At 45.3% G+C, this 11665-nt stretch carries 7 protein-coding genes; all 7 read right to left on the bottom strand.

Going from position 1 to position 11665, the window contains the following annotated elements; genetic code table 11:
- Positions 1-72 precede the first annotated feature (72 nt).
- Positions 73-1857 carry an acyl-CoA dehydrogenase C-terminal domain-containing protein gene (locus ACZ5XY_RS00880; RefSeq protein WP_464742092.1) on the bottom strand — a complete coding sequence of 595 codons (1785 nt, stop codon included), beginning with the start codon at positions 1855-1857 and terminating at the stop codon, positions 73-75.
- Between the two features lie 196 nt (positions 1858-2053).
- On the bottom strand, positions 2054-3865 hold the full coding sequence (locus ACZ5XY_RS00875) for an acyl-CoA dehydrogenase C-terminal domain-containing protein (RefSeq protein WP_464742090.1): 1812 nt from the start codon (positions 3863-3865) through the stop codon (positions 2054-2056).
- Between the two features lie 255 nt (positions 3866-4120).
- Positions 4121-5842, bottom strand: a complete 1722-nt coding sequence (locus tag ACZ5XY_RS00870) for a putative bifunctional diguanylate cyclase/phosphodiesterase (RefSeq protein ID WP_464742088.1) — start codon at positions 5840-5842, stop codon at positions 4121-4123.
- A gap of 75 nt (positions 5843-5917) precedes the next feature.
- Positions 5918-6826, bottom strand: a complete 909-nt coding sequence (locus ACZ5XY_RS00865; protein WP_464742086.1) for a 16S rRNA (uracil(1498)-N(3))-methyltransferase — start codon at positions 6824-6826, stop codon at positions 5918-5920.
- A gap of 257 nt (positions 6827-7083) precedes the next feature.
- Positions 7084-7932, bottom strand: coding sequence for a methylenetetrahydrofolate reductase [NAD(P)H] (metF, locus tag ACZ5XY_RS00860; protein WP_464742084.1), 849 nt, complete (start codon positions 7930-7932; stop codon positions 7084-7086).
- A 9-nt stretch (positions 7933-7941) separates the two neighbouring features.
- Positions 7942-9366: an adenosylhomocysteinase gene (gene ahcY, locus ACZ5XY_RS00855; RefSeq protein ID WP_464742082.1), complete on the bottom strand. Its 1425-nt coding sequence runs from the start codon at positions 9364-9366 to the stop codon at positions 7942-7944.
- Positions 9367-9604: 238 nt separating this feature from the next.
- A complete protein-coding gene (locus ACZ5XY_RS00850) occupies positions 9605-11515 on the bottom strand; it encodes a TonB-dependent receptor plug domain-containing protein (RefSeq protein WP_464742080.1) in 1911 nt (636 codons plus the stop codon).
- Positions 11516-11665: the final 150 nt, after the last annotated feature.

Below are 11665 nucleotides of genomic sequence, written 5' to 3'. Positions count from 1 at the left end.
GAATTGCCACCCCAATTAAAAACAACAGTTAGTAATAGCCTAATTCCAAGTTAGCGCAAGCGTTTATCCTGCTTAATGGTTGCTTGGATTAAAATAGCTTAAATCAAAGCTCATAATTGGATCGCTTCCTGCCTCAACCATTTTCGCGTGTGCCTCAAGCCGTGGCAAAATCCGCGCCACAAAGTAATCGGCAAGCTTGGCTTTATTGTCATAAAACGCGCCGTCTTTGCCGTTTGCTGCCTCAACCATTCGCGCGAACATATAGGCGTAGCACAGATATCCCGCCGCGTGCATAAAGTCAACCGCGCAGCCGTTAATTTCATTTTTACGCGAGCCAATATGACTAAGTACAGTTTTGGTAAGCTTTTCAATGGTGTCGGCAGATTTTAGCGTGGCTGATTTAATCGCATGCTCTGCGCTCATATTCGCCACAAAATCGCGGATTTCATCTAAAAAGTTCAGCAAATACTTGCCATCATTTTTGGCAACTTTTCGACCTAAAAAATCAAGCGCTTGAATACCGTTTGCGCCCTCATAAATCTGCGCAATTCGGGTATCGCGAACGATTTGCTCCATTCCCCATTCTTTAATGTAGCCGTGACCGCCAAAAACCTGCTGACAATCAACGGTTGCCTCAAGCGCTTTATCGGTTAAAAACGCCTTGGCAATCGGAGTTAATAGCGCCACGCGGGTTGCTGCTGCTTTTGCTGCCTCCATATCGGAGCTAAATTTTTCAGTATCGAGCTGTTTTGCCACATACATCGCAAAGCAGCGCGACGCCTCGCTATTGGCTTTGGCATTGAGCAGCATGCGGCGAACGTCGGCATGATAAATAATGGCATCGGCAGGCTTTTCAGGGCTTTGAATTTGGGTATCGCTGCGACCTTGACCACGCTCAAGGGCATACTTTGCCGCATTTTGATAAGCAAGCTCGGTACCGCCAAGACCTTGCAGCCCCATGGTCACGCGCTCATAGTTCATCATGATAAACATCGAAGACAGCCCTGTATTTTCTGCGCCAACCATCCAGCCTTGAGCATTATCAAAGTTCATCACGCAAGTGGCAGAGGCTTTGATGCCCATTTTGTGCTCAATCGACCCTGCCGCCACATTGTTGCGAGCGCCTAAGCTGCCTTCGTCATTGACCAAAAACTTTGGCACTAAAAATAGTGAGATGCCTTTTGAGCCTGCTGGCGCGTTTGGCGTTTTAGCAAGCACCAAATGGATGATGTTTTCGGTTAAATCATGCTCGCCGCCGGTGATAAAAATTTTGGTTCCTGAAATGCTATAGCTGCCATCGTCATTTGGGGTAGCTTTGGTTTTAATAATCCCCAAATCCGTTCCGGCGTGCGGCTCGGTCAAGCACATCGTTCCCGACCAAATCCCTGAATATAGATTTTCTAGATATTTTGCTTTTTGTTCGTCACTTGCCGCCGCGTTTAAGCAAATCGTCGCGCCAACGGTCAAGTTGGGGTAGAGCGCAAACGACTGATTGGTCGTGAACATCATCTCCTCGGTCAGCATGGTGACCATTTTGGGGAAACCTTGACCACCAAAGTCCGGATTGCCACCAAGACCAACCCAGCCCGATTCAGCGTACTGCCGATAAGCGTCTTTAAATCCGGTGGGCGTTGTCACCACGCCGTCGCCTTGGTACTTTGCGCCTTCCTCGTCGCCGGATTGGTTGATGGGAAGCAGCACGTTTTTAGAAAATTTTGCCATTTCCTCTAAAATCATATCGACCGTTTCAATATCAACGTGAGCCAGTTTTTCATTATTTTGCCAAAAGCTGGGTGCGTCAAAAACTTCGGTTAAAATAAAGCGCATGTCTTGCAAAGGTGCGTTATAGTCCGCCATAAGAACTCCTTAATAAGTTATAATTATTTATTGTGGCAATGAAAAGCATTTTTAAGATAGTAGCAAATCAAAGCCGGCTTTTATGTAGCGCTTCGTGACTGGCTATTCAAAGAAATTGCTAAAAAAACGGCAACCGAAATGGCTGCCGACGTCTAAAGTTGTTTTAAAGTTACAGGCGCTTTTTAAAAATCGCCATTTAAAATGCAAATTGCTCAACGTCCATGCTCATGTAAGGCTCAACGCCGGTAGCAATTCGCTGAACGTAAGTGCTGCTTCGCGGCAGGAGTTTGGCAAAATAAAACTGAGCGGTTTTGATTTTGGCATCATAAAACGCCGCTTCCTCCGAGCCATTATCAATTGCCGTTTGGGCAACAAGTGCCATTTGGGCAACAAGTGCCATTCTTGCCCAAAGGTAGGCGAGGGTCACATAGCCGCTAAAGTAAAGGTAATCAACCGCCGCGCCGCCCACAGCTTCAGGGTTTTCGGTCGCTTGCATGCCGATGCGCGTGGTCAGCTCGCCCCATTCTTTCACGTGTTTGGCAAGCGGTCTAACAAATTGCCCCATGGCGTCATTGTCCCAATGGTCTTCACAGAACTTTTGGATGATTTGCACAAAGTTGGCAAGCAGTTTGCCTTGTGAGCCAAGCACTTTTCGACCGAGTAAATCAAGCGCTTGGATCTCGGTGGTGCCCTCATAAAGACAAGCAATTCGGGTATCGCGGACGTTTTGTTCCATTCCCCATTCGCTGATAAAGCCGTGACCGCCATAAACTTGGACGCCGTGGTTTGCCGCTTCAAATCCGGTTTCGGTCAAAAACGCTTTGGCAATCGGGGTGAGTAGCGATAACATTTGGTCGGCAAATTCGCGCGCCTCGCCTTCGCCTTTGGCAACAGTATCGGCAAAGTGCGATAAGTAATAAACAAGGGCGCGACCGCCTTCGGCAAAGGCTTTTTCGGTTAAAAGCATATTGCGGACGGCAGGGTGAACGATAATGGGGTCGGCAGCTTTGTCAGGAGCTTTTGCGCCCGATAAGGCGCGCATGGCTAAGCGGTCTTTTGCGTAGCTGAGCGACCCTTGAAAAGCAAATTCAGCGGCGGTTACCCCTTGAACCGCCGTGCCAATTCGAGCAACGTTCATAAAGGTAAACATGCATTGTAAACCGCGATTTTCAGGGCCAATCAGATAGCCGGTTGCGCCATCAAAGTTCATCACGCAAGTGGCGGACGCTTTGATTCCCATTTTGTGCTCGATTGAGCCGCAAGTCACTTTGTTGGCATCGCCTAAGCTGCCGTCGTCATTGATCAAAATTTTAGGAACGATAAATAGGGAGATGCCTTTGGTGCCTTTTGGCGCATTTGGCAGTCGCGCAAGGACGATATGAATGATGTTGTCGGTTAAATCGTGCTCCCCTGCCGAAATAAAAATCTTTTGCCCCGTGATTTGATAGCTGCCATCGGCATTCGGTTCAGCTTTGGTTCGGATAATTCCCAAGTCCGAGCCGGCATGAGCTTCGGTTAAGCACATCGTTCCTGACCATTCGCCGGTGACCATTTTTTCTAAATAAGTGGCTTTTTGGGCGTCGGTACCGTGGTGCTCAATGGTTTGGATGGCGCCATGCGATAACCCTGGATACATGGAAAATGACCAGTTTGCCGTTCCCATCATCTCATTAATAACGGTTGAAATGGAAAATGGCAAGTTTTGACCGCCAAACGCTTCATCAGCGGACAGCGCCGGAAAGCCAAGCTCGCAGTATTCTTTATACGCGGCTTTAAAGCCTGTTGGGGTGGTGACCACGCCATTGTCAAAGTGACAGCCCTCAGCATCGCCGCTTTGGTTAAGCGGGGACAGCTCATTTTCAGCAAAGCTTGCCGCCATTTCAAACAAGCTGTTCATCAAATCGCGGTCGGTTTCTTGAAATTCTGGCAAAGATTGATAATGACTTTCACTGTCAAGCAGTTCATGCATCACAAATTGAATGTCGCGAAGGGGCGCTTTATATTGCATAGGATATCCTTTCTTTCATCATTATTTTGTAGAAAAAGTTAATAGCCGTTAAAAAAATTACGCCAATTTGCGTAAAATTTGTTGCGGTAATGATTAAAAGATAGGAGGTCGGGGCAAATTATACAAGATAGGCGCTCAAACTGATAAGTCATCATCGCGCCTTGCATCTTTTGGCAGTTTTCCGTTATTAAAAAAACGGTTTAAATAAAAAATTATGTTTTTTCAATGACTTACTTTATATAAAAACGATTGCGCTTAGAGCGATGACGGGTCATTATTCCTTTTTTGTTCTTGTTCAAGGAGCATTTGGGTGGCAATTTCTGCCGTGACCGGTCGGCTAAATAAAAAGCCTTGACCATAGCTACAGCCAATCTTAACGAGCGCCTCGAGCTGCTGCTCGGTTTCAATACCCTCTGCAACCGCTTTCATATCTAAAGCTTTTGCCAAATCTAAAATGGCTTTGACAATTGCCATTTGCGCCGGTTCAACCGTGATTTTAGAAATAAAGCTTTGGTCAATTTTAATAAAATCAAACGGGAATTCTTGTAAATAACTGAGCGAGGCATAGCCGGTGCCAAAATCATCCAGCGCCAAACACACCCCTAAGTCCTTAAGCGCTTTTAACCGCGATTTTACAGCGGTGTCTTTAAGCATTAACGAGGACTCGGTAATTTCAATATGCAGCTGATGCCCTAACAGTTGATGGTCGGCTAGTAGTCGGCTGACCACCTCAAAAAATTTATCTTGATTAAATTCGGTAGCGTCAGCATTAATGCAAATGTGCTGCGATAGCCCAAGCTGCTGCCAGTCTTGTAATTGCTTAGTGATTTGACTTGCCATTTGCTGAAATAGCTCAAAGGACAGCTTGTAACTGGCAATGGCATCAATAAAAAATGCAGGGGTTAACAGCCCTTGTTTTGGGTGCTGCCAACGAACGAGGGCTTCAAAGCCCATGATTTTTCCCGTTGCCAGCTCAATTTTGGGTTGATAATAAGGCACAAATTGCCCCAAAGTGAGACCTGCGCGCAGCTCTACTTCAAATTTTAACGTGTCACCCGTGGCGATATCTAAATCATCTTGATACCAATGAACATCATCGCCGCCATGGTGCTGCTTGACGTGCAGTAAGGCGCGTTCAGCTTTGGTCATAAGCTCTTGAACCTCACTGCCATGCTTTGGAGAATAGCTGACCCCAACGGAAACATGCAAATGAACCACATGCTCATAAGCCACAAAAGGGCACTCGCAAATCTGCATAATTCGGTTAAGGGCGTTCCGAGCAAGTTCGGCATCGTCAAACTCAAACAATAATCCAAAATCATCACCGCCAAAATGCGCAAAACATTGCAAAGACGTTAGTGCTGACGCTTGAATCCTCTGGGCAAACTGTTGGATAAGAAAATTGGTGGTGTCAGCGCCTAAGCTGCTAAGCAGTATTCGGTAGCGGTCAATATTCAAGCGGATAATCACCGCTTCCTGAGCGCTTTTTGCCAATAATTCGCGAGCTTTAATTAAAAATACTTTACGGTTTGGCAATCCTGTCACTTGGTTATAATTGCTTAAATGATTGAGCTTGGCTTCTTGCTCTATTATGAGGGACTCGTCACGAATAACCCCCACATAATAGCGGACATTTTCAATATCGGTTTTAAAAAACGTCAGCTGACAATTGATTTTTTGTTCATAGCGCGTTGCTAAGGTCAGATTGGACTGATAAACTTTGTCACCACTTAAGTTTTGAATGATGGTATTGAGAGACTGTTGCTCGTGAGTGGATAAAAACGCCTGATTGTAAATGCTTAAGGGTCGACCTAATAAAAAGTCTTGGTCATAGCCCATCAATATTTCAAACGCCGGATTGACAAAAACGTAGCGCAGTTGAGCGTCCAAAATTAAAATGGCATCATCAAATTTTTCGCAAAGCTGAGTTAACAGCGCCTGCTTATTACGGGTCGAAAGAGGATTAAAAGTCATCATGCCAACTTATCACTGTGCCGTCTAAAAATCAGGAAATATAAAACGCCATCGCAGCGATTTGTCTTAAGCCTTTTGTCATGGCGTTAACGGATTAATGCAAATTTGAGCCAGTAAAAGCGCATGTAACGTGGCAAGGGCAACGACCGGCGCGGTTTCAGTTCGCAGCACGCGCTCGCCAATTTGCCAAGGTAAAAAGCCATGTTCTTTTGCAAGACTAATTTCTTCATCACTTAAGCCGCCCTCAGCGCCAATCAACAGCTGAATATAAGGTTTTGCTTGCTTTAATGTCTCCAAAAGCGACTTTGGCAACATCGGCTCACCATCTTTTGGAACGCTTAAGACCAGTTTACTTGCTGCGCTACCGTTTAAAACCTGATAATAAGCATCACGGTACAGTGGCACAGCAATAGGGCTAAGCTGAGCTTCGCTGATGAAGCTGTCCTCATTGTTCTGATTAAGACTCAGCTTAAGCCACTGCTCAACTGGCATTGGCGCGATGATGAGTGGCACGCGATTAAGACCGCACTGCTCGCAAGCAGCAATCGCAACTTGTTGTAAATGCGCCAGTTTTTTAGCCACTTGAGCGGCTTTTAAATTCACTTCGCCATGCTGGCTGGTTAATAACCAAATAGCCGTTACCCCAAGCTCCGTTGCCTTTTGAATCGCATAATCCATGCGCTCGCCGCGGCTCATCACAAGCCCAACCATCGTCGTTATTTCGGCATCGCGATTGATGGTTAACTGCTTGGTGATTACTACCGTTGCACTTTTTTTATCAAGGTGCTTGAGTTTAACGACCGTTTCGCCACCAAAGCCATCGAATAACACCCCGTCATCACCGATACGGGCGCGAAGCACTTTGCCCCAATGATGAAAAATAGGGGGCGTCAGCTCAATCTGGGTTCCAATCGGCAACCGTGATAACGCTTCTTGCGACAGGGCAGGCGCGTCCTCTAAACTTTGGGAATAAAAAAACCGGCGCAAAATAAAGCTATCCTTTCATTAAAACTTGATAATACCATCTAAAACTAGGCTGCAATTTTAATTATATATTATAATTGAATCAATCTGGATATTATTGTGAAATAATGTTCGTTTTTAACTAAGTGTATCATCTTTATTCAACTTAGCAAAAGCTCTAAGTATCCTTTTAAATGGCTTACTTATAAAAATAACTAAACCAAAAAAAACTGGCGCCCATTGAACGCCAGTTTTTAAAAAATTAAAGATTTTAGCAAAGCTTAAGCAACCAACCCTAACGCTTCCACCAAACGCTTATTAGGCTCGACCTTGTTCATGCTATAAAAATGCATGGCAGGAACGCCCTCGGCAATTAAGCGGTCACAAAGCCGATAAACCACCTCAAAACCAAACTCACGAATGGCTTTTTTATCATCACCAAAGTCACTAAGCTGGCGGCGCAAATAGCGCGGAATGTCCGCCCCGCAGCTGTCAGCAAAGCGAATCAGGTTGCTTGAGTTGGTAATCGGCATGATTCCGGCGACCAATGGGTTTTTAGTGGTATCAATCCCGCGCTGCTCTAAGGCGTCGCGAAGGTACAAATAGCTGTCCGCATTGTAAAAAAACTGCGTAATGGCAGCATTAGCGCCAGCGTTATATTTGTTCACCAAGTTGTCAATATCAAACGTAAAGCTGCGCGCTTGCGGGTGCATTTCAGGGTAAGCGGCAACTTCAATGTTAAAATGCTCCCCTGAATACTCGCGGATAAATTTGACCAAGTCAACGGCAAAAGGCAACTCGCCCATGCCCACCTGACCTGACGGCAAATCACCTCGAAGCGCGACCAAACGTTTAATTCCCAAGCTTTGGTACAATTCAAGCAGTTCAGCAATTTGACTTTTATTGTCGCCAATACATGAAATATGCGGCGTAATCGGCGTATTGCTGCGACCAATCAGCGCTTTGACAATATCAAGGGTTCGGTCGCGCGTTGAACCGCCTGCACCATAAGTCACCGAAAAATAAGCCGGCGACAACTCATTGAGTTCATCAAAGGTGGCAAGCAGCTTTTCATGACCAACTTCAGTCTTTGCCGGAAAAAACTCAAACGAAAAAGCAGGTTTACTCACTACCGCTCCTTAGTACTTATATTCTTCAGGCTTAAATGGACCATCAACGCTTACGCCAAGGTACTCAGCTTGCTCATCGGTCAATTTGGTTAATGTGCCGTTAAACCCTGCAACCATCGCCGCGGCAACTTCTTCGTCAAGCTTTTTCGGTAACACGCGAACGTATAAATTATCAAAGCGCTCATCGACAGGGAGTTCAGCAAATTTTTGTTCAAACAAGTACATTTGCGCCAAAACTTGGTTAGCAAAAGAGCCGTCCATCACGCGTGAGGGGTGACCGGTAGCGTTACCAAGGTTGACCAAGCGACCTTCAGCCAGCAAAATCAAATAATCGCTGTCGTCATCTGAGCGGAATACTTGATGAACTTGCGGTTTAATTTCGACCCAGCGCCAGTTGTCACGCATAAATTGGGTGTCGATTTCGGTATCAAAGTGACCGATGTTACAAACCACCGCGCCAGATTTTAGCGCTGCTAGCATGTTTTTGTCGCAAACGTGATAGTTGCCCGTGGTGGTGACAATCAAGTCGGTATCTTGCAGCAATCGGGTGTTGATGCTGTCTGCGCCGCCGGTATTGTCGCCGTTGATGTAAGGCGAGAGCACCTCATAGCCGTCCATACAAGCTTGCATCGCGCAAATCGGGTCAATTTCTGAAACGCGAACAATCATACCTTCTTGGCGCAGGCTTTGTGCTGAACCTTTACCCACATCGCCGTAACCGATGACCAAAGCGCGGCGACCGGCTAAGAACATGTCGGTGGCGCGTTTGATGGCATCATTTAAGCTGTGGCGGCAGCCGTATTTGTTGTCGTTTTTGGACTTGGTAACGGCGTCGTTAACGTTAATGGCAGGAACTTTTAACGTGCCTTTTTTGAGCATGTCGATTAAACGATGAACGCCGGTGGTGGTTTCTTCAGAAATACCGTGGATATTGTCCAAAAGCTCAGGATATTTGTCATGAATCAGCGCGGTTAAATCGCCGCCGTCATCTAAAATTAAGTTAGCGTCCCAAAGCTTGCCACTTTCTTCGCCCCCAACAAACAACTGCTGACGTAAGCACCAATCGTACTCTTCTTCCGTTTCGCCTTTCCAAGCAAACACAGGGATTTTAGCCGCAGCAATCGCCGCCGCCGCGTGGTCTTGGGTTGAAAAAATATTGCAAGACGTCCAGCGAACTTCCGCGCCAAGGGCAACTAGGGTTTCAATCAACACCGCAGTTTGAATCGTCATGTGGATACAGCCGACGATTTTAGCGCCTTTTAATGGTTGCTCGCTTTCATAACGGCGGCGAAGTCCCATAAGGGCAGGCATTTCGGCTTCTGCAAGGCTGATTTCGCGGCGACCGTAGTCAGCAAGGCTGATGTCAGCAACTTTATAATCGGTAAATGAAGGGTCGATGATGTGGGCAGAGGGGATATTTGACACTGCGTCCATAAATTGCTCCTATCGCAAGGTGATAACAAGACTAAAACGCAGGTGCCGTTGTTTTGACCGCTAAAAGCCGTCCCTCCGAGCCTGACAGCAGAAAAATCTACTGGCGCAACACCTCTCGGCGCAGAATATTGTAAAGGATGAAATTGGCTTTGTCACCTATTGCCAGTGATTTTGCTGAGGCTAAAAAAACCGTCTAAAAGCGACGGTTTTTTTAAATGTAGAAGTTTTTGATTAAAAACTAAAACCAGTTGTAGGTTAACGCGGTGAAAAAATTGATGCCGTCTTGGTTATAACGCGTGCCGTAAACTTCATTTGTAGTGTAGTCTTTATTGGTCAAGTTATTTATGCGGCTTGACCATGTTAAATTTGGGGTGATGTAATAATTCCCGCTAATGTTAATAAGGGTGTAGTCGTCCATAGCGCTGCTATTGTCCGCTGAGGTATAAGTTTTACCGATGTGCTCAACCTCGGTTTTAATATCAAAACTGGGCGCTTGATAGCCGACATAGGCAAGTCCTGTATGTTTTGGACGAAAAACAAGCTGCTTACCTTTGTTCGCACCGCGCTGTTCTTCAGCTTCAGTGCGAGTATAGTGACCACCAAATAAGATTTGATCGATTTGCCAGTCGGAAGTTAAACTAAATCCGGTCAGTTTAGCTTTGTCGAGGTTCACCGCTTTATATTTTTTGGTGACAGGATCCTGATCATTATCGATCAGGTCATCAACGTGACTGTTAAAAGCCGTTAGCCTTGTCAGTTGTAGATCAGTTGCTGACTCAATAAAAGCTTCAAAATCTTTACTTTTTTCAACCTTTAAATTTTCATTAGGCACATAATACGAGCTATTGATATATAAGTCGTTGAGCGATGGTGCTCTGTAGCCTCGCGCAAAGCTCGTGCCAAGGCGCAGTGATGGGGCAAGCTTCACCGCGTAACCTAAACTAAAAGTAGTTTCATCGTCAAACTGAGAGTTATCATCATAGCGCAGGTTGGCTTGAAAGTCGTAGCTATCTTGGTTTGCTTGATAGCCTGCAAAAACACTTTTAATGGTTCGGTCAGAGATTTTATAACTGTCTGTGCCATTTTTTGGTGTATTGTCATTAAAATCAATACCTTGCTTAAGCCATTCTGCCCCTGATTGCAGTTGACCAATAGGAAGTTTATAAATACTTAATAAATTAGCTTGTCTTTGTTTCGTTTTAAACTCATCCCCTAACTTATTGTCAATATTGTCAAGGCTTTCACCTGCGGTAAGGCGCAATGTTAACTTGTCTTTATCGTATTGCGAGAATGCAGAGACAGCGCCATTTTTTTGATGGATTTTTGCGTTAGGTTTATTGCTATAATCATCAAAATCGGTTGTAGATTTTGCAAAAAGTCCCGTAGCGCCGACGCTAATTTCCTTGGTCAAAGGTAGGCTTGCATTTAATGAGAAGTTATTACTAACGAAACCATCATCATCTTTATTATTTCCAGTTTCGTATTGAATGGCGCTGATACCTTTAGTTTGGTTACGGTTTGCTGATAGGCTCAGTTTTCCACCATTATCCCCAACAAATTGTGCGCTTCCGCCGTAAATATAGTGATCGTTTGAACCTGCACCTGCGGTTACTGAAAAGTTGGTTTTGTCAGCGTTTGCGCCTTTAGTAAAAACCTGAATAACCCCGCCCATTGCGTCCGCACCATAAATGCTCGATCCTGAGGCACCATATAATACTTCAATGCGGTCAATCTGATCGGTAGGAAGCAGGGCAAGGGCAGGTTGTCCGGTTGACATTGAACCGTAACGAATACCGTCAATAAGTACTAATACACGTTTGCTGTCATAGCCACGAACGAAGAAATTGCTACTTTGACCTAAACCACCGTCTTGTTTAATGCTAAATCCCGGTTGGCGTCTTAATACGTCAACAACGGTTTGACCCTGATAACGCTTAAGCTCTTCGCTATCGATGACCCTTGATTGCGCGATGGTGTTGCTAATTTTGGTCGGCGTTCGAGTGGCGGTAACCGTAATTTTGTCAAGCTCCACCTGTGGCAATGTACCCTCCGCCTTGTCAATTTCGGCGGCGGTAGCGGATAACGCAACCATTCCTAATACGCTTGCAATGCTATAACGTAAATATGTCTCTTGCTTCGATGTTTGCATAACCCTACCTCAAGTCTTTCACTGTAATTAAAACGCCAAAATATGCCAGTTAAGCTGTAATAACTGATAACTGTAAAAATAGCTGCCCATTATCCATAAAAGGAACGGTTTTTAAAACCTTTATTAAGCCAATGTTTCCTCAAGGTAAGA

It is taken from the genome of Psychrobacter sp. GTC18467 (assembly GCF_055397455.1).
The sequence above is the reverse complement of the archived record's forward strand: the minus strand, read 5'-3'. Positions and strand labels throughout refer to the sequence as shown.

What these genes read in the sequence shown, in the direction of transcription:
- ACZ5XY_RS00870 (WP_464742088.1), bottom strand. Translation starts at nt 5,842, where the DNA reads ATGATGACTTTTAATCCTCTTTCGACCCGTAATAAGCAGGCGCTGTTA.
- ACZ5XY_RS00850 (WP_464742080.1), bottom strand. Translation starts at nt 11,515, where the DNA reads ATGCAAACATCGAAGCAAGAGACATATTTACGTTATAGCATTGCAAGC.
- ACZ5XY_RS00880 (WP_464742092.1), bottom strand. Translation starts at nt 1,857, where the DNA reads ATGGCGGACTATAACGCACCTTTGCAAGACATGCGCTTTATTTTAACC.
- ACZ5XY_RS00875 (WP_464742090.1), bottom strand. Translation starts at nt 3,865, where the DNA reads ATGCAATATAAAGCGCCCCTTCGCGACATTCAATTTGTGATGCATGAA.
- ahcY (WP_464742082.1), bottom strand. Translation starts at nt 9,366, where the DNA reads ATGGACGCAGTGTCAAATATCCCCTCTGCCCACATCATCGACCCTTCA.